General features: G+C 37.4%; 16 protein-coding genes. 9 read left to right on the forward strand and 7 right to left on the reverse strand.

All coding sequences use genetic code 11. The features are described 5' to 3' along the window. The first annotated feature begins 17 nt into the window (after positions 1-17). From NAT51_RS08880 to NAT51_RS08895, 4 genes are all read left to right on the forward strand, one after another. A complete protein-coding gene (locus NAT51_RS08880; protein WP_250598044.1) occupies positions 18-809 on the forward strand; it encodes a TrmH family RNA methyltransferase in 792 nt (263 codons plus the stop codon). 32 nt (positions 810-841) lie between these two features. After that, positions 842-1,507, forward strand: a complete 666-nt coding sequence (locus NAT51_RS08885) for a L,D-transpeptidase family protein (protein ID WP_250598046.1) — start codon at positions 842-844, stop codon at positions 1,505-1,507. 4 nt (positions 1,508-1,511) lie between these two features. Next, complete coding sequence (locus NAT51_RS08890; RefSeq protein ID WP_250598053.1) at positions 1,512-3,047, forward strand: serine hydrolase; 1,536 nt, start codon at positions 1,512-1,514, stop codon at positions 3,045-3,047. Positions 3,048-3,131: 84 nt separating this feature from the next. Next, positions 3,132-5,348 carry a RelA/SpoT family protein gene (locus NAT51_RS08895; protein WP_250598055.1) on the forward strand — a complete coding sequence of 739 codons (2,217 nt, stop codon included), beginning with the start codon at positions 3,132-3,134 and terminating at the stop codon, positions 5,346-5,348. Between the two features lie 2 nt (positions 5,349-5,350). Here NAT51_RS08895 and NAT51_RS08900 read toward each other — a convergent pair whose 3' ends face one another. The 6 genes from NAT51_RS08900 to NAT51_RS08925 form a co-directional block, all read right to left on the reverse strand. Continuing rightward, the gene (locus NAT51_RS08900) at positions 5,351-6,112 is read right to left on the reverse strand and encodes a phosphatase PAP2 family protein (protein WP_250598063.1); all 762 of its coding nucleotides are present in this window, start codon (positions 6,110-6,112) and stop codon (positions 5,351-5,353) included. Between the two features lie 5 nt (positions 6,113-6,117). Beyond that, entirely contained in the window at positions 6,118-8,082 is a 1,965-nt protein-coding gene (locus NAT51_RS08905) for an LTA synthase family protein (protein ID WP_250598065.1), read from the reverse strand. Positions 8,083-8,161: 79 nt separating this feature from the next. After that, complete coding sequence (locus NAT51_RS08910) at positions 8,162-10,576, reverse strand: outer membrane beta-barrel protein (protein WP_250598067.1); 2,415 nt, start codon at positions 10,574-10,576, stop codon at positions 8,162-8,164. A gap of 61 nt (positions 10,577-10,637) precedes the next feature. Further along, entirely contained in the window at positions 10,638-11,951 is a 1,314-nt protein-coding gene (gene porY, locus NAT51_RS08915; protein WP_250598075.1) for a PorY family sensor histidine kinase, read from the reverse strand. After that, a complete protein-coding gene (locus NAT51_RS08920) occupies positions 11,899-12,576 on the reverse strand; it encodes a response regulator transcription factor (RefSeq protein ID WP_250598077.1) in 678 nt (225 codons plus the stop codon). Before NAT51_RS08920 ends, porY begins: the two co-directional genes overlap by 53 nt. Positions 12,577-12,673: 97 nt before the next feature. Then, a complete protein-coding gene (locus NAT51_RS08925; RefSeq protein WP_250598079.1) occupies positions 12,674-13,210 on the reverse strand; it encodes a hypothetical protein in 537 nt (178 codons plus the stop codon). A 292-nt stretch (positions 13,211-13,502) separates the two neighbouring features. On the opposite strand from NAT51_RS08925, the gene NAT51_RS08930 reads away from it, so the two are divergent. Then, a complete protein-coding gene (locus NAT51_RS08930; RefSeq protein WP_250598081.1) occupies positions 13,503-13,955 on the forward strand; it encodes a Fur family transcriptional regulator in 453 nt (150 codons plus the stop codon). Between the two features lie 24 nt (positions 13,956-13,979). Next, positions 13,980-15,251: an adenylosuccinate synthase gene (locus NAT51_RS08935; protein ID WP_250598083.1), complete on the forward strand. Its 1,272-nt coding sequence runs from the start codon at positions 13,980-13,982 to the stop codon at positions 15,249-15,251. A 57-nt stretch (positions 15,252-15,308) separates the two neighbouring features. On the opposite strand, the gene NAT51_RS08940 is transcribed toward NAT51_RS08935, so the two are convergent. Then, on the reverse strand, positions 15,309-15,776 hold the full coding sequence (locus NAT51_RS08940) for a hypothetical protein (protein WP_250598085.1): 468 nt from the start codon (positions 15,774-15,776) through the stop codon (positions 15,309-15,311). Positions 15,777-15,916: 140 nt separating this feature from the next. Here NAT51_RS08940 and NAT51_RS08945 point away from each other — a divergent pair, with 140 nt between their 5' ends. From NAT51_RS08945 to NAT51_RS08955, 3 genes are all read left to right on the forward strand, one after another. Further along, positions 15,917-17,734: a chloride channel protein gene (locus NAT51_RS08945; RefSeq protein ID WP_250598087.1), complete on the forward strand. Its 1,818-nt coding sequence runs from the start codon at positions 15,917-15,919 to the stop codon at positions 17,732-17,734. Between the two features lie 71 nt (positions 17,735-17,805). Beyond that, positions 17,806-19,494 carry an OstA-like protein gene (locus tag NAT51_RS08950; RefSeq protein WP_250598089.1) on the forward strand — a complete coding sequence of 563 codons (1,689 nt, stop codon included), beginning with the start codon at positions 17,806-17,808 and terminating at the stop codon, positions 19,492-19,494. A gap of 27 nt (positions 19,495-19,521) precedes the next feature. Next, the gene (locus NAT51_RS08955; protein ID WP_250598091.1) at positions 19,522-20,727 is read left to right on the forward strand and encodes an aspartate aminotransferase family protein; all 1,206 of its coding nucleotides are present in this window, start codon (positions 19,522-19,524) and stop codon (positions 20,725-20,727) included. Positions 20,728-20,788: the final 61 nt, after the last annotated feature.

Below are 20,788 nucleotides of genomic sequence, written 5' to 3' on the forward strand. Positions count from 1 at the left end.
TATTTCAAAAGCAAAACATGAAACAAATTACTTCGGCACAAAATGCATACATAAAATCGCTGGCTTTATTACAGGAAAAATCCAAAGAGCGTAAAAAAACAGGAACCTTCCTGATTGAAGGAATCCGTGAAATTGAATTGGCTTTAAAAGGCGGATACGAATTGGAAACCGTTCTTTTTTTGCCCGAAATCAATCCTGAACAACAAATCCTGAAGTTGGTCGGAAACAAAACGCAGCTGATTGAAATCTCAAAAGAAGTATATCAGAAATTAGCTTATCGTGACACCACCGAAGGTGTTTTGGCTGTAGCCAAAGCAAAATCATTTTCATTAGCCGATTTAAAACTACCGCAAAACCCATTGATCTTGGTTGCCGAAGCTCCGGAAAAACCAGGAAACATTGGCGCCATGTTCCGTACTGCGGATGCAGCAAACCTTGACGCTGTTATTATTGCCAATCCGAAAAGCGACATGTACAACCCGAATATCGTGCGCTCCAGTGTGGGATGCATTTTCACGAATCAGATAGCGGTTGGTACCACTGCCGAAATCATTGATTATTTAAAAGAGAATCAAATTGATTTTTACGCGGCGACATTGCAAAATTCAACAAGTTACCATGTTCAGGATTACACGACTCCAACCGCTTTGGTTGTGGGAACCGAAGCTACGGGTTTAAGTCAGGAATGGAGAGATAATGCCACACAAAATATCATCATTCCGATGCAGGGTGAAATAGACAGCATGAATGTTTCGGTAGCAGCAGCCATCTTAATTTTTGAAGCGAAAAGACAACGCAATTTCAAATGATAAAAAAAGGTTTTATACTAATTCTGGTGCTTATGTCTTTATTATTGGTTTTCAGAAAAAAAATAAGTACTTGGTATCATAATGTAAAACCAAAATACACCACTGAACAGGTGGCAGCAAAATATCAAAAAAAAGTATTCGTTAAATTTGAGAATGCCTTTCTGAATGCTAAAATCGATACCGCAAATTTTGAAATAGCACTGCTGGCTTTCAAGGATTCCAAAAAACTGGAACTGTACATCAAAAACCCGGAAACACCTTATCATTTAATCAAAACATACGACTTTACGGCATTCAGCGGTAAAATTGGTCCGAAATTAAAAAACGGAGATAAACAAATTCCGGAAGGTATTTACACTATGGAATACCTGAATCCGAACAGCCGCTACCATCTTTCCTTAAAAGTAAGCTACCCTAATGCTTTTGATCTTGAAAAAGCAAAATCTGACCATAGAACCGATTTAGGAGGCGACATTATGATCCATGGGAAAAAAGTAACCATTGGATGTATACCCATCGGCGACAGTAACATTGAAGAAGTTTTTACTTTGGCCGCTAAATCAAGTAATCAGAAATTCCCTATTATCATTTCTCCAACCGACTTCCGTAAAAACACAAATTTTCCTGATATTGAAGGAATTGATTGGGAAAAAGAATTATATTCAGGCATTCAAACCGAACTAAAAAAATACAACTAAAAAAATGAAAAAAATTGTTATCGGTGTTTTTACTTTTTTAAGTATTAACGCCTTTTCCCAGATTTCTTCCACAGAAATAGATAACCTTGTCGAAAAAACCAGAACCGCTTTTGACGTACCCGGGATTGCAGTTGCAGTTGTAAAAGACGGAAAAGTAATTCATTCCAAAGGATACGGTGTAAAATCCATCATTACTAAAGAAAAGGTAGATGAAAACACTTTATTTGGCATCGCCTCAAACAGTAAAGCTTTTACCGCAACCGCTTTAGCTATTCTGATTGATCAGGGAAAACTGGACTGGGATGACAAAGTGGTAAAATACATTCCCGATTTTAAAATGTATAACGATTATGTTACACAGGAATTTACCATCCGTGATTTACTGACACACCGCAGCGGATTGGGCATGGGTGCCGGGGATTTAATGCTTTGGCCGGAAGGCAGTGATTTTAAAACAGAAGACATTATTCATAACCTTCGTTATTTAAAACCGGTTTCGGGATTCAGGACTAAATTTGATTATGACAATTTATTATACATCGTAGCCGGCGAAGTTATTCAAAAAGTGAGCGGTAAAACCTGGCCGGAATTTATCGAAACTACCATTATGCAACCTTTGCAGATGGAAAACAGCCGTGGTAACTGGTACCGGATCAAAGACACTTCAAACGTGGTAACTCCACACGTAAGAATCAACGGCCAACTCAAAACAACCAAGCAAAGTAAAAATACGGTTATGGATGCTGCCGGAGGAATTTTTTCCAACGTTAGTGATATGGGCAAATGGGTAATCACACAATTAAGCCTGGGCAAATACGGATTAGACAATAAAGCACTGTTCAGCGAAAAGCAGCACAATGAAATGTGGGCGCCGCAGACCATAATCCCTACTAACACCACACCTCCTTACAATGTTCATTTCAGTTCGTATGGTTTGGGTTGGTTCCTGAGTGATGTTAAAGGACATAAGCAGGTAACGCATACCGGCGGACTTGAAGGTATGGTAACTCAGGTGACTTTGATTCCTGAAAAAAACCTGGGAATTATTGTTTTGACCAATCAGCAATCGGGAGCCGCTTTTTCAGCGATAACGAACACTATCAAAAATACATATTTGGATATTCCGTATCAGGATTATGTGGCAATATACAGCAAACGAAATCAGGAATCTTCAGGCAAAGCCGACAAAAGCACGGAAGAAGTCTGGACAGCTGTTGGAAAGAATACCAAAGTCCAAAACGAGTATTTAAAAAATACCCTGGGAAGCTATAAAGACAATTGGCTGGGTGAAATTACCATCACCGAGAAAAAAGGAAAATTCTATTTTGAATCGAAACGTTCTCCGCAATTAAAAGGTGAAGTTTTTTATTATAAAGACAACATTTTTGCCGTAAAATGGTTCAACCGTAAAATGGAAGCCGATGCTTTTATGTTTTTTGAAGACGGTTACAAAAAAATGACCATGAAAGCCATTTCCGAGCTGACCGATTTCAGTTATGATTTCCATGATTTGGATTTTTCCAAAACCGATGTGAAATAAGTTAAAAAACAGGCTAAATTTTTACACATCCTTTGAAATGTTTCCAAAAGTGAGTAATTTTAAAGGACAGAAGAAGAATATGACATGGTTGAGATAGATATCGAAAAGGAGAACAAGGCAATTGCCCAGGAATACAAAGAATTACTTCGTATAAGTTACCAAACCCTTTCAGCAGAAGACAAAAAACTTATCCGCAAGGCTTTTGATGTAGCCGTGGAAGCGCACCAGGATCAACGACGTAAATCCGGTGAGGCCTATATATTCCATCCAATTGCCGTGGCAAAAATTGTTGCCGGGGAAATTGGGCTTGGAGCCACTGCCATTGCCGCTGCCTTAATGCATGATGTGGTTGAAGATACTGATGTAACGGTTGAGGACATTGAGAAACTGTTTAATCCGAAAGTAGCCCAACTGGTTGCCGGACTGACTAAAATTGCACAGGTTCAAAAAGACATGAACATCTCGATGCAGGCCGAGAATTTCCGTAAAATGCTGCTCACACTTAATGACGACGTTCGCGTAATCATTATCAAACTGGCTGACCGCTTGCACAATATGCAAACCATGGAATCCATGGCCGATTACAAACAGGTAAAAATCGCTTCGGAGACTTTATACATTTATGCACCGCTTGCACACCGCCTTGGACTTTACAACATTAAGACACAATTGGAAGACTTAGGTCTGAAATATACTGAACCAAATGTTTACAATGACATTGTAAGCAAAATCAAAGAAACAAAAGAAGAACAGGATGCGTACATCAAAAGTATTTCCGATGTACTGAAAAAATCATTGGATGAAGAAGGTGTTGAATACATCATTAAAGGCCGTCCGAAATCGATTTATTCCATCCGCCGGAAAATGGCTGCGCAAAATGTTTCATTTGATGAAGTGTATGATAAATTTGCACTCCGTATCGTTTACAAATCAAATCCACACGATGAAAAATTCCTGGCATGGAAAATCTATTCCATCGTAACCGATCATTACCGTCCTTCACCCAGCCGTTTAAGAGATTGGATTTCTTCTCCAAAATCAACAGGTTATGAAGCTTTACACATTACAGTAATGGGACCAATGGGACGCTGGGTTGAAATTCAGGTACGAAGTGAGCGTATGGATGAGATTGCTGAAAAAGGTTATGCGGCCCACTACAAATACAAGCAAGGGGCAAACGAAGAAAGTGGTTTGGATACCTGGCTGAATTTACTGAAAGAAGCGCTTGAAAATTCGGAGACCAATGCGGTGGATTTTGTGGAAGACTTCAAAATGAACCTGTATGCCAAGGAAATTTATGTCTTCACTCCGAAAGGCGATATTAAATCATTGCCTAAAGGAGCCACATCATTGGATTTTGCTTTTTCCATCCACTCAGAAATTGGTGTTAAAACCAGAGGTACACGTGTCAACGGAAAATTAGTTCCGCTGAACCACGAGTTAAAAAGTGGTGACCAGGTCGAAATCATTACTTCCCAGAATCAGAAACCAACGGCTAACTGGTTGGATTATGTGACCACTTCAAGAGCCAAAAATAAAATCAGAAACGTTCTCAACGAGAATACGAAAAAAATTGCCGAAGAAGGAAAAGAAATACTGGAGCGCAAACTCCGTCATTTAAAAATTGTCCTGAACGAAACATCGGTAAACGAGTTGGTAGCCTTTTTAAAACTGAAAACCAGCCTGGATTTATTTTACCGTGTAGGTATCGGTTCGATAGACAACCAGCAGTTAAAAGATTATGCGGCCCAAAAGAGCAATACGTTCATTAATTTCTTCAAGAATAAAATCAAACGTACGCCAACCAATCCGGAGCTTGTACAAAAAGAAGAACTGACCAGCAATTATGACCTACTGGTTTTCGGGGTTGAACAGGACCGCCTGGATTATAAACTTTCTACTTGCTGTAACCCGATTCCAGGTGATCCGGTATTTGGTTTCGTGACCATCAATGAAGGCATAAAAGTCCATAAACGAGATTGCCCGAATGCCATCAGCATGCAGTCAAATTATGCCTACCGTATCATTCAGGCGAGATGGATAGACTCTTCCCAACAGGAATTCAAAGCCACACTCGATATTACCGGTATGGACAGCCTTGGATTGACAAACGAATTAACCCGGATCATTTCCAACAATATGCATGTGAACATCCAGAGTATTTCACTTTCAGGGGAAGCCGGCATATTCAACGGTAAACTGACCGTTGTCGTACCCAACAACACCGTTCTCAAAAAATTGATTGACAATATTAAAAAAATTGACGGTGTGGATAAAGTCACCCGCGTTTACAATAATTAAAATCAGAAGGTTTTACCAATAGATAAACCGATTTGATTACCATTATAAAAGGGAATGACAGATACTGTTGTTCCCTTTTTCCTTTTGGAACCAAATACCTTTTCATTTATTGACGGATAAAGCCAATAGGCAATTTTAGTACTTAAAATTCCTATTCCTGCTCCGGCAGCCACATCTGTCAACCAATGTCTGTTGTTATATATTCTGAACAATCCGGTTCCTGTAGCCACAACATAACCGGCAATCCCATACCAAACCGATTTGTCTTTGTATTCCTGCCACAAAAATTCGGCTCCGGCAAAAGCAGTTGCGGTATGCCCGGAAGGAAACGAATTCCGGGCACTGAAATCAGGCCGCTCCACCTTACTGATTGATTTCAGCCCCAAAACAGAGACTGACAAAATAAGATAGGATGTACCCATGATGATGGTACGGTCCCTGAAATTATTTTTTCCTTTTATTCCAAATGCATTCAAGGCATATACCGAAGCTGCCGGCGTATATTGTGAAAAGTCATCAATCGTGAGTTTTTCATCAATACTTTCTTTGACTTCATCCCTTAATTCAGTATTATAATGTAAAATCTGATGACTTTCCAATCCCATCACTCCATATCCGATCAAAACAGAAGGAATGATTAATGGTTTACAGTCGAACTTAACTTTTTCGGTTTTATCTTTTAATACTAAAGTATCTTTTTTAAAAACATCCTGGGCTTTCAATGAAACCGTAACAAGCAAAAAAATACAAACTGATTTAAACATGATTCCTATTTAAGCAATTTGTTTGTAAACAAATAATCAGCAGTTTGATACCATGAAATGGCTTCATTGAAAAATGTTTTATCCATCGGAATTGGTTTAAGGGTGTTATCGTGTTTGTTCCAAGTGTAAAAATTCTGTTTTTTCTGATCAGACAAAATCATTACCTTGTTTCTTTTCATCAGAACCAATTTCCGGTAAGTTCCAACCAATGCTCTTTCCTCAAATTTTTTATCCAATACGTTCTTTCCGAAAAAATCAGATTCATAATTCCAGTTGAGTAAGGAAAAGAATGTTGGAAACAAATCGATTTGGGAACATTGTTTTTCAATTTTTTGGTTCATCTCTTTTGGCATATTGATTATAAATGCCGGTATATGGTAATTTGCCACATCAATCTCCTCCTTTCCTGCACTGCTGGCACAATGATCGGCTATAATTACAAAAACTGTATTCTTAAACCAAGGTTTGCGCTTTACCTTTTCAAACATTTTCTGTAAAGCATAATCAGTATACTTAACCGCTCCGTCACGGCTGGTTCCGGAAGGAATATCGATTTTACCGTCAGGATATGTATACGGCCGGTGATTTGAAGTTGTCATCACAAAATTGAAGAAAGGCTGTTGTTTCGTATAATGTTCATCAGCCACTTTAATCATTTTGGAATAAATATCTTCATCACAGATTCCCCAGGCGTTTTCAAAAGTGACTTCATCATCATTTATGTTATTGCGGGTGGTTTTAATCTGGTCACTTAAAACACTTCCTCTTCCCCTGTCGTAAATTATGAATCCATTCCCACCAAAATAAGCATTCATATTATCAAAATAACCATCACCTCCATAAAAGAAATTTGAGGTATATCCTTTCGACTTAAAAACATTTGAAACTGTATATAAATTCTGGTTTTCAGGTCGCTTAACAATACTCTGTCCGGGAGTTGGCGGTATACTAAGCGTCATGGCTTCCATTCCTCTCACCGTTCTGGTTCCCGTTGCATATAAATTTTCGAAGAATACACTTTTCTGGGCAATACTGTCCAGGAAAGGTGTGATATTTTTTTCATTCCCGAATTCTTTCATAAAACTGCCACTCAGACTTTCAACCAAAATAAAAACAACATTTTTTTTGATTTCCGGTTGGTTTGGATTATTCTTTATGCTTCTGTGGATTGAAAAATCATTGAACATAAAAGTTGTATTATCATCTTTCAAATTGTTTTTGACAAATGCAAAAGCCTTGTTCCTGTCAATTGAAGAATAAAATTCATCATACTTCATCTGATTATTTCTGAAAGCTGAAAAAAAGGAATAAATACCCGATTTTGAAATCTCAGAATTATACCGGTTTGAAGACCATTCGGCCTGGTTATTTGTGATGAATGCCGAAAAGAACAAACATATGACCAATACAAAAGAAAAAACAGCAATCCTTTCTTTGAATAACACGTTACTTGTAAATGTCTTTGAAAAAGAATTCCTTCTGTAAAAAAGATAAAGCACGGCAAATGCAAATACAGCCACTCCGGCAACCAGCAAAGGCAAAGGATATGATTCCTGAATATTTGCGATCACTTCATGGGTATAAATTAAGTAGTCTACCGCTATAAAGTTAAACCGGGTTTTAAATTCATCCCAAAACGTAATTTCGGCAAAAAATGTAAATATCAATATAAATACAGTAAGAGACGTAAAAAACCAGATCAGGATTTTATCCAGCCACGACCCAATCCATTTATTGGGAAAAACGACATAATAGAGCACAGCCGGAAATACAATAAATCCAATTGTCCCCGTATCAAAAAAAAGTCCTGTTAGAAATGTACCGGCAACAGTAAACAAATTAAAGGAAACTTCATCATACTGCCAGATAAAGAAAATACCCCTTACTACTTGTGAAACAATAAGAAACCATAGCACTAATGATAACAACAGTGAAAATCTTCCTGAATAATTCAACTTTTTAAATTCCATATTTTACCTTATTTAAAAGACAAAATTGAAATCCAATTTTGAAGAAATATTGAATTCAGGAATAATTGGTTCTTATTCCTTAAAATTTATAATTGTAACCCAATCGTACCACCTGTGTTTCATAGTAATCATTGCTCGTATAACTGAACTCTTTGCCTTGAATCTTTTTCCTTATTACAAAAGTATTGAACAAATCAGATGCATTAATGAAAAACTCTCCTTTACCTTCCTGAACTGATTTCTTTATTCCCAGATCAACAGAAAAACGTGATTTAATCTTTCCTTGTGGAATTACATCCGGCGCCAGATAAACAAACGAAAGTTGGGCATCTGTTTTTTTAGACAAATGCAATTTATTATTCCATTTTACATTACCGGAGAAAATACGTTGTGTTCCGGCTGAAAACGTATTGGGTTCCGGATATAAATTCTGAACCGTAAAAGCATTTATCTGATTATAATAAGCATTAAGGTTTAAATTTGATGAATACCATTTTGCAATATCCTGTGATACAATAATTTCTGTACCGGTATTATAACTTCTTCCCGCATTTTGAAAAATAGCATAAATCAGGTTACTGTCCGGAACGGTTGAAGCTATTCTTGTTATTGTAGCATTGGCAAACCGATGATAAAGTGCCGAATATACATATCCTTTTTTCAAATTTCTTTTAAAACCCAATTCAATCGAGTTTGTGAACTGAGGACGTAATCCAGGGTTACCCACTTTAATAATTTCTGCATCATCATACTTTGGGAAAATCCGGATATCAACCTCATTGGGCCTGTCAATACGGCGATTGTAAAATAAAGATATTTTATTGTTTTCATTTAGTTTGTAAGCCAATCTAAAATTAGGAAACGGTTCAAAATAAGAATAACCGTCAGTTTTATAGGTTGGATGATCCGGATTCACTTCGTACTCTAAATCAAGGTATTCCAGACGCAATCCAATTTCAGCTTCTATCTTATTCGTTTCATAAATGTAGTTACTATATACCGCGGGAATAATTTCTTCATATGTAGCCTTCCCTCCGGCATCAGCATCTATAGGTGAATTATTTCCGGGGAAAAACTTCATGTTTGTTGGGATATTCCTGTTACGGAATTTGAAGCCTGTTTCTATCCGTCCTTTTTTCAATGGTCTGATGTAATCAATATTCAGATCGACCACACTTTCGTCCGATAACAGTTTAAAAGAATCCTTACTGCTTGAAGACGGTAAAATATTATCAAAAAAGTATTTTTCATTCTCCCTGTGAAAGGTATAATTGAACCCTACATTCAGTAAACGGCCTGCTTCCTTAAATTTATGCTGATAGGAAACAGTTCCCATCACTGTCGTTTTTAATTCATCTTCCAAAAATTGCCATAAACGCAAACGTTCGGAATAGTCGGCATTAAAAAAAGGCTGATCACCATGATCGATGATTTTTTCAGAACCGAACAAACCCGAAACCGTCAGCGTGTTCTGATCATTGAAAATCCAGTCAACACCTGATTTAATTGTTGTGAAATGGGTATCCCTGTTTCTTTTCAATTGCTGGTTGATAATAGTCCCGTCATCGTAATTCCGGTTTACATATTCATTTTTATTCAATGTTTCGGTATATAAGTAATCGCCCTGAAAAAACAGATTGACTTTATTTTTCCGGTAATTAAGGGATACTGTCGGATTAACTTTTGGCGTTAATGTGTATTGAGGCCTGATTGTGGGCAGGTTTTCTTTCCGCTGCCATAATGAACCCAATCCCGATGTTAAACCAACCTTACCGTTAAACCCTTCTTTTTTGTTTTTCTTATACACAATATTTATTATCCCTGCATTTCCGTTAGCATCAAATTTTGCTGAAGGATTATTAATGATTTCGATTTTTTCAATAGCAGAAGCCGGTATGTTATCCAATCCCGACTGATTTCCGAAACCTGTCATCGCTGTTTGTTTTCCATCAATCAAAACAGTCACTTTATCATTTCCCCTAAGCTGTACTTTTCCGTCCTGAACCGTAACGCCCGGTAAATTTTGCATTGCCTGTAAGGCCGAACCACCATTTTGACTTATATTATCTGCTAATGAAAATGTTTTTTTATCCATCTTTCCACTAACGGAATTTTGTTTTGATACCACTGTAACTTCCTCCAGTATCTGACTTTCGGTCTCCATTTCAATCGTGCCCTGGTCCAGAAATTCTGACAATGAACCAACATATACGGGATGCAATATCGTTTTGTAACCGACAAATGAAAATTCCAGATTGTAATTCCCCGAATGGATGTCTGAGAATGAATATCTTCCTTCCTCATTTGTTATTGTAGCCGTTATCTGTTTGTTTCCTTCCGCCGATTTCAAAATTACATTTACAAACGATAATGGTGATCTTGATGATTTGTCCTTAACGGCTCCTGATAATGTAGCCATTTTGTTTTGTGCCGTTAAATTGGCTACAGAAAGCAATAAAATAATTGAAGTGAAAAGAATAATTTTAATCCGCATTACTGGTATTTTTTTTTTTGATGCGGCAAAATTCCGGACCGAATTAGAAGAAAAACTGAATTTAAAAGACGATTTCGAAAACATGAAGATTATTTCTGAATTTGTAATGTACTTCCCAACTATTGTTCTCTGCAATTTTTTTAATGATGGATAACCCCAACCCGTTCCCTTTTGAAGATGGATTAACCTTTGAAAAACGTTCAAACAATTTATCTGTTTCCAAAGATTTCAATTCACCTGTATTACTAAATATCAGACTGGTTTTATCAAGACTTATAGTTATGTTTCCGTTTCTAACGTTATGATTAATTGCATTCAGAAATAAATTCTTTACCATTATTTCCGACAGGAAAAGATTTGCTTTTACAATACAGTTCTCTTCCATTTTTGTATCAATCTGAATATTCTTTGCCATAGCCTGCTCTTTGAAAAAGTCCATCTGATTTGCAATGACATCGTTCAAAATCACATCTTCAGGAATATTGTACAGTTTGCTTTCTATTTTAGACAGCAACAATAAGTTCTTATTCAAACGGCTCAATCTGTTTGTAGTATCATTCAGATTGTCTAATATTTCAAACTGTTCTTTAGTTACGTCAGGGTGTTGCAGCAAGGTTTCGAGTTTACCTTTAAAAATAGCAATAGGTGTCTGCAGTTCGTGCGCAGCATTCTCGATAAATTCCCTTTGGCTTTTATAAATAAGGCTATTTCTTTCGATCAGTTTATTCAGCGCTGTATTCAGCCGGTTAAACTCTTCAATGTCATTTGGCACTAATTCAGGATTGGAATTTTTATCAATTTCAAATTGTTCAATCTGTTCCAAAGTCCGGTAAAATGGTTTCCAAAGTGTAACCGATAATCGTCCGGTGATAATAAAAAGACCAATGAGCAATATCAAAATTATGATTGTAAAAACCCCTAATATTATAAATGCCAACTCTTTATCATCAACCAGATTAGCCCTGACAGAAAAAATATAAGGCTTCTGATTGATAACCACCGGGGATTTGAGTATACGGAAAGGTTCATTCTCTTTATCCATGTGATTATAGAAGTTCCGGTCATATATGGTGTCTCTTGTCATACCTACCTTGTTTTCCTCTATATGCAAATCACTGTTCAACTTGTTAAACACCGCTATCTCATTCTCTTTAATTTGCGGAACATAAAACTTTACAAATTCTTCCTTCTGAACAGCCAGAGCCTCATCTGCTTCATGAAAATAAAGCCATTGACTGATGAAGAAAAATAACGGTACGGCCAGCAACATTACTATTAAGGAGAATATCAAATAATAGCGAAGCGTTTTATGCAACAGTTTTTTAGTCATCTTCCCATTTATAGCCGGTTCCGTAAACTGATTTGATGTAGTCATGGCATCCTGATTCGTTGAGTTTTTTCTTTAAATTTTTTATATGTGCGTAGACAAAATCATGATTATCCAGCATATCGGCCATATCACCGGAAAGATGTTCTGCAATGGCGCTTTTGGACAATACTTTGTTTTTGTTGCCAATGAGAAACAACAATAAATCGGTTTCTTTCTTGGTAAAGTCAATTTTACTGTTATTCACTTTTACCGATTTAGCCAGCGTGTCAATTTCGATTTCGTGGAAAGTCAAAAGTGTGCTTCCATTAAAGTTTTTCCGTCTGATCAATGACTGGATTCTCACCAGCAATTCGGAAAGATGAAATGGTTTTGTCAGATAGTCATCTGCCCCCAGGTTAAACCCTTCAATTTTTGTTTCCAATGCTTCCTTGGCAGAGATAATGATAACACCATCCGATTTTTTTAATTTTTTCAATTCTTTCAGAACAGTAAATCCATCACCGTCAGGCAACATCAGGTCCAATAAAATGCAATCGTAATCATACATGGCTATTTTATCCAATGCAGTTCGGGCATCTTTTGCCATTTCACAAAGAATATCATTGGTTTTCAAATAGCTTTTAATGCTATCTGCAATTTCTTTCTCGTCTTCGATAATTAAAATTTTCATGCAGCAAATAAGTCATCCAAATTTGAATAAAAACTGAATTTAAACAATTAGCGACTTAAATGTACTACATATTTCAAACAATTGCAGTGATAATTCATTACGTTTCGTTTAATTCCTTTAATCTTTCTTTCAAGATTTTACCGTACTGCTCCAAAACCTGAAGTTTTATTTGATGTTGCTGCAGTATATCCAAACCGTAATCATTTAATCTTGTTTTTGTGCGGCCCTCAACCACTCTTAAGGCTTCCATTTGCCTGGAGGACTTATCTTCCACTCCTTGCTTCCAGAATTCAAATGCATGTAAGGCTAACAAATTCGATTCGTATTTTTCGGAAATCTTTTCAATTTTGCGGCGCATTTCATGTTGTTCAAATTGGTTGGTACTGATTTCATCTGCTAAGAAAATCTTCAACCTTTCCTCTTGTTCTTTTAAAAAAGGAGCGTTTTCTTTTGGTGATTTTACCGCTGCATCGGCATATTGCCAGCCTTGAACCAACATTTTCAGTGCTGGTGTGGGAATATCGCGCAAATGCAATTCGTATAATGATATTTGGCTGCGGTTAACCTTCAATATCAAAGCTGCTTCCCTTTGTGAAATTCCCAAAAGAGATCTGATGTTTCTATTTTTATTCATATCGGTTCTTTTTATGTTCCTCGAGAAATTTATTTTCTTCTTCAAGCATCATGTAGCAATTATGGAGCCATAAAATAATTTGGCTACACTTATTCTGTAGCCAAATTTTAATTTCAAGAAAAAATGGCTACGTTATATCTGTAGCCGTTTTTCCGTTTGATGTTTTTTGGCTACAAGACAAAATCTATCTTGTTAAGAAAATGAATTCATTTACAATCTGACTCTTAACCTTTTAAAACTTTAAACCCTCCAATATTTTTTCTTTTAAACAAAAGAATTATCTTTGCAGGATATGACACAAATAGCTGCGGATAATACTTCAAATCAGGAAATTGTAAAAAACGTTTTTACATTGTACCTGGAACAAAAAGGCCATCGTAAAACTCCTGAGCGTTATGCAATCCTTCAGGAAATTTATGACAGCGAAGAACATTTTGATATTGAGAATCTGTATATCAAGATGAAAAACAAAAACTACCGCGTTTCACGTGCTACCTTATACAATACAATCGAATTGCTTTTGGATTGCGGATTGGTCCGTAAACACCAGTTTGGCCAAAACCAGGCGCATTACGAAAAATCGTATTTCGACAAACAGCACGATCATATCATTTTAACCGATACAGGAGAAGTAATTGAATTTTGCGATCCGAGAATCCAGACCATCAAACAAACCATGGAGGACATTTTCGGGATTGACATCCAAACACATTCACTCTATTTTTACGCTACAAAAAAAAAATAATTACAAATACAACAACACAACACAATGACCGTAGATTTACTACTAGGATTACAATGGGGCGATGAAGGCAAGGGAAAAATTGTCGATGTATTAACCTCAAAGTATGACATTATTGCCCGTTTTCAGGGCGGACCAAACGCAGGACATACTTTAGAATTTGACGGAATCAAACACGTTTTGAGAACAATCCCTTCGGGAATTTTCCACAAAAACTCAATTAACATCATCGGTAACGGAGTGGTAATCGATCCGGTGGTTTTCATCAAAGAAATCGAAGGTCTTGAGAAATTCAACATCGATATTTATTCGAAGCTTTTAATTTCAAGAAAAGCACACTTAATTCTTCCTACGCACCGTTTATTGGATGCTGCTTCGGAAGCTTCCAAAGGAAAAGCCAAAATTGGTTCAACCTTAAAAGGTATTGGCCCAACATACATGGACAAAACCGGCCGTAACGGAATTCGTGTGGGTGATATCGAATTAGCTGATTTCGAAGAAAGATACCGCAACTTAGCGAACAAACACGAAGAAATGATCAAATTCCATGATGTTTCGATTCAGTATAACTTAACCGAACTGGAAAAAGAATTCTTCGACGCAGTTTCCCAATTGAAAAAACTAACCTTCATCGATTCTGAAGAATATTTACACCAGGCACAAAAAGAAGGAAAATCTATTCTTTGTGAAGGTGCGCAAGGTTCATTACTGGATGTTGATTTCGGAACCTATCCGTTTGTAACTTCCTCAAATACTACTGCTGCAGGTGCCTGTACCGGTTTAGGAATAGCTCCGAACAAAATCAAAGAAGTGTACGGTATTTTCAAAGCGTACACAACACGTGTAGGTAGCGGTCCGTTCCCAACAGAAGATTTTGGTGATGCCGGTGATACCATGGCTAAAGTGGGTAACGAATTCGGATCTGTAACAGGACGTCAGCGCCGTTGCGGATGGTTGGATTTAGTTGCTTTAAAATACGCCATCAGAGTAAACGGGGTTACCCAATTGATGATGATGAAAGGTGATGTACTTTCAGGATTCGACACGTTGAAAGTTTGTACTTCATACCAATACAAAGGTCAAAACATAGATCACTTGCCTTACAACATCGAACCGGAAAATGTTGAACCGGTTTACACTGAATTCAAAGGATGGCAGGCTGATTTGACAGGAATGTCTTCTTACGACCAATTACCGAAAGAATTGAAGGAATATATCGATTTCATTGAAAAAGAAGTGGAAGTTCCAATTACGATCGTTTCTGTTGGTCCTGACCGAAAACAGACCATCACAAAATAACATAAAATAAAAAACACGCTTAAAAGCGTGTTTTTTTATCCTGGAACAGTTAGCGTTTTATTCAATTACCAACTCTTTTTTAGTGGTAGCTTTATAATCTGCACTTATCATGTCTAATGCAATTTTCCACTCGTTTGAATTTTGCTCAAGCATCTGATTGAATACATCTTCCGCCTGCTTGATTACTTTACAGTTATTTTCCGTTTCCTTCTTATCATCTGCCTGCATCATTAAAGTCATAATATCATTGGCCAACTTTTTCTTGTTGTCTTCACAAACCGCAATTTCCTTGCTGCCCATCAATTTCAATCCGTAAGTAGCTTTTTGGCTTTCAGTCCATTTTTTTACTTTCCCCAATTCATCCAAGGCTTTTTGATACTTTGCTTCATTCTTCGCATCCTGTTCCTTACTGTTTGCAACTGATTTTTGAACCATAGTTTCGACTTCTTTCACACCACATACTGTTTGTGAAAAAGAAAATTGGGAACAAAAAGCAAAAAGGGAAATAATAAATACGTTTCTCATTTGTTTATATAAATTAATTTGAAGTGCGAAAATATAAAATTAAAACATCTTATCCTTGTTTTATTGCAGACAGACCTTGAAACAACTTCGGTTTTAAAAAAAATAGAACTATCTTTGAATTACCCGTTTAGAATTATACAATGCCAACACGAATTTCAGCATCATTCCAATTACTACTGAGAAAAATTTTACGCCGTTTTGAAATTTTCTTTTTCCTTGCCAAAGAAATTTTATCCGAACGCAATTTCATCTATTTTTCCTGTGTTGCAGTAGCCATATCCTGTGCATTTGCTGTTATTATCCTGAAAAGTTTCGCACACAATGTTTTTTTGTGGGCCAACTACGCAAACAAATACCTGAAGTTACCCTACTCTAACAGTATACTGCCCATAGTGGGGATTTTACTGACTGTTTTAGTCATCAAACGTTTTTTAGGCGGAACCATTGAAAAAGGAAGCTCCCGCATTTTACATTCGGTTGCCAAAAAAGGCGGTATTGTACCCCGAAAACAGATGTATGCCCAGATCCTCACGAGTTCATTAACCGTTGGCCTCGGAGGTTCGGCTGGACTGGAGAGCCCGATTGTAATTACCGGTGCTGCTTTTGGTTCCAATTATGCCCAGAAATACAAACTCTCACAAAAAGACAGGATTTTACTTTTGGCCTGCGGTGTTTCAGCGGGTATCGGTGCAGCTTTCAACGCGCCCATTGCAGGTGTTTTGTTCGCCATTGAAGTTATTTTGGCCGATATTACCATCTCTGCTTTTATTCCCATCATGATTTCGGCAGCAACAGGAGCTTTAGTATCCAAAATCGTTTTGAGCAGTGACATCCTCCTTAGCTTCCAGCAAGAACAGAATTTCAATTTCAGAAATACACCTTATTATATTCTATTAGGTATTTTAGCCGGAATCGTTTCGGTATACCATGCCCGTACTTTCAGAAAAGTAGAACACTATTTTGCCCATTTTTCGGAAAGGAAATATGCAAAAGCCATATTCGGATCATTAGTTTTGGCGGTATTGATCTTTTTGTTCCCGACACTTTTCGGGGAAGGATACGAAAGTATCAAAACCTTATCAACTGCACATCCCGAAGAATTGCTCGAAAACACATTACTGGAAAGCCAGAAAAGCAATGAATGGGTTTTGCTACTATTTGTTGGAGCCATTGCTTTAATTAAATCGGTTGCAACCGGAATTACCTTAGGAAGCGGCGGTAACGGCGGTAACTTCGCCCCTTCCCTTTTTGTGGGTTCCTATTTAGGTTTTTTCACAGCCAAAACCGTTGAAATGCTTGGAATTTCAAAATTACCGATTACCAATTTCACCATTGTGGGAATGGCCGGAATTTTGAGCGGCTTATTCCATGCACCGCTGACTGCCATTTTCCTTATTGGTGAAATTACCGGAGGTTATGATTTGATGATTCCGCTGATGATCGTTTCTTCCATCAGTTTTGCTATTTCAAAACGTTTTGAAGTGCATTCGATGGATGTAAAAGCCTTAGCTGACAAAGGCGAAGTATTTACCAGCGATAAGGATAAAAACATTCTTCAAAGTATTGACGTCCTGAATCTTGTAAAAAACGGACTTAAAAGCTTAACGGAAGAAATGTCACTTAAAAAGCTAACCGAAATACTTGCCTCCCACAAGCAGGATTTGTATCCGGTTTTAAACGACAGACATGAATTGGTTGGTATTTTGGAATTTGAAAAAGTAAGAACCATAATTTTCAACTCATTTCAGGTCAAGTATTCAACCGTAAAAGAACATATGTCGGTACCAACTGTCCTTTTACAATATGATGAAGAGATTGATTCGATAATGGATAAATTTGATCAATCAGGTATTGAAACGTTACCCGTTATCAAAAATGGTAAATTTTATGGCTGTCTGTCCAAATTGGATATATTGGAAGCCTATCGCATCAAATTCAAGGAAATGGTGATTGAATAAGTGATAAATAATTCTTAACACAAACCTGATTTCCCTTATTTTAGTTAATTTTGGCAAAAAATAAGCATACATTGAACACGATATATTTCCGATTTTTTCTTTTACTGCTGATTGCCGGACAACAGTACTGCTGGTCACAGGTTACACCACAATCAAATACTCCTGCGCCGGACAGCAAACAGATTTTCATCGAGCATTCCGATTATCTTGATATTTCAGAAAAAGAAGTACCGGGAGCAGTTGTATTGACCGGAAATGTAGTGGTTATCCATCAAGGTGTACGGATGACCTGTAATAAAGCGTACCATTTCACCAAATCGAATTACGTAAAAGCTTTCGGAAATGTAAATATGGTTCAAGGCGACACCTTAACCATGAGCAGTAAATATGCTGAATACGATGGGAACAAAAAGTTTGCCTTTGCATCGGGAGATGTGATCATGACCGATCCGAAAATGACGGTTACAACAGACACCATCAATTTCGACCGTAACAGTCAGGTCGCTTATTACAATACTGGAGGAACCATCAAGGATGCTGAAAACACCCTGACCAGTAAATCCGGAACCTATTATCTGAATCAGAAAAAATTTCAGTTCAATACCGCTGTAACCGTTAAAAATCCAACGCATACCATCAGGACTAATCACCTGGATTATTATACTAATTCTGGACATGCTTATGTACACGGACCATCTACCATTGCATCGGCAACGAATACTATTTATACCACCAAAGGTTTTTATGACACCAAAAAGGACGAAGGAAAACTCCTCAAAGGTTCCAAAATAAAATACCGGGACCGACTCATAGAAGGTGATGATTTGTTTTATGACCGGAAGAAAGATTATGCACGAGCCATAAACAATGTCAAAATAACCGATACGGTTAATAAAATGGTTGTGAGTGGTCATTATGCCGAAGTTTACAAGCAGAAAGATTCGATGTACATTACCAAAAAAGCTTTGGTAACAGGACTTTTTGAAAAGGATTCAGTGTGGTTTCATGCCAAAAAAATGGTGGTTACCGGAAAACCTCAGGAGCGTGTACTGAGAGGATATAACAATGCCCGTTTTTTCAAAAGAGACATGAGCGGTAAATGTGATTCGATTCACTATGACCAAAAAAGAGGATTGACACAGATGATTGGCCGACCGATTTTCTGGAACGGAAAAAACCAGATGACCGGTGATTTAATGCATTTGATTTCAGATGAAAAGACAGAAAAAATAGATTCATTAAAAGTATTGAACAATGCTTTTATCGTTTCCAAAGACACTATCGGAACCGGCTACAACCAGGTTAAAGGACAAAATCTCTTCGGGAAATTCAAGGATAACAAACTTCATGAAGTCGACATTATCAAAAACACCGAAGTTTTGTATTACATGCGGAACGACAAACAGGAACTCATCGGAATCAATAAAAATGTGAGCAGTAAAATCAATATGATCCTCAACGGAAATAACATTGACACCATTACCTTTTTCACGAATGTCGACGGTGATATTTTCCCTGAAAACGAATTACCCGAAAACGCACGTATCTTAAGGGATTTCAAATGGCGTGGAGACGAACAACTGCTTTCAGTAGCTGATATTTTCCCTAAAGAAGAACTAGAATTGGACGCCAAAGCACAGGCTGAAGTCAAGAAGAAAGCACAGGAACCTGATGCACCGATGGAACCGAGCAAAGAAACCTTAGAGTACGACAAACCTAAGACAACAGCTAAAAAAACAGCACCGAAGAAAAAGAAATAATTAAAATTAAGAATCAGCATAACTACCATGTTAAACGATTTCTATAAATACCAGGCACAAACTTCTCCTTACCCATTAGGCATGGAAGTTTCACATGCTGATGGTTCTTACATATACGACACAAAAGGAAAAAAATATTTGGATTTTGTAGCCGGTGTTTCAGCCTGTACTTTAGGACATCAGCATCCAAGAGTGAAACAGGCAATCGTTAGCCAGTTGGACAAATATGCACACGTGATGGTCTATGGCGAATATGCACAGGATCCATCGGTGGCTTTGTGCAAATTATTAGCCGAACACATGCCTCCCCAATTGAACAAAACCTATTTGGTTAATTCCGGTACTGAAGCCACGGAAGGTTCTTTAAAACTAGCCCGCAGGGTTACAGGAAGAAGCCAATTGATTTCCTGTTTCAATGCTTACCATGGCAACACCATGGGTTCGATGAGTGTGATGGGATTTGAAGAACGCAAACAAATATTCCGTCCTTTGATTCCTGATGTTGATTTCATCACATTCAATAACGAAGAAGATTTACTTAAAATTACGGATAAAACGGCCGGAATCATTTTGGAGACCATCCAGGGAGGTGCCGGATTCATCCAACCGCATAATGAATTCCTAAAGAAAGTCCGCAAACGCTGCGACGAAGTGGGTGCCATGATGATTCTGGATGAAATCCAACCCGGATTCGGGCGTACCGGAAAATTATTCGGTTTCCAGAATTACGATGTTGTACCTGATGTCGTTGTGATGGGTAAAGGAATGGGCGGCGGAATGCCTGTTGGTGCTTTTACCGCCAATGAAAAGCATATGGATTTGTTAAGCCATGATCCAAAATTAGGCCACATCACCACATTTGGAGGACATCCGGTAATTGCAGCTGCTTGCTTAGCCACATTACAAGAATTGGTAGAAACCGATTTAATGCGGCAATGCTTGGAGAAAGAACAATTATTTCGTAAATTGTTAGTACATCCACTCATTAAAGAATTAAGAGGTGAAGGATTGATGCTGGCTGCTATGACAGAAAGTCCGGAAATCACCAATAAAGTCATTTTCAAATGTCAGGACAAAGGTTTGATTTTATTCTGGTTATTGTTTGAAGGATGTGCCATCCGCATTACTCCACCACTTACATTGTCAAACGAAGAAATCGAGGAAGGTTGTGGCATCATTATTGAAGCTATGAATGAAGTAATGAATGAAGTAAATTTAAATACCGATTGTTAATTAAATTGTTCACAACAATTGATTTTCAGTCCCAATAACAAATTAAAGGTTTCCTAATTTT

Origin of the sequence: Flavobacterium amniphilum, from assembly GCF_023634845.1 — a bacterium.
GTDB classification, from domain to species: Bacteria; Bacteroidota; Bacteroidia; order Flavobacteriales; family Flavobacteriaceae; genus Flavobacterium; species Flavobacterium amniphilum.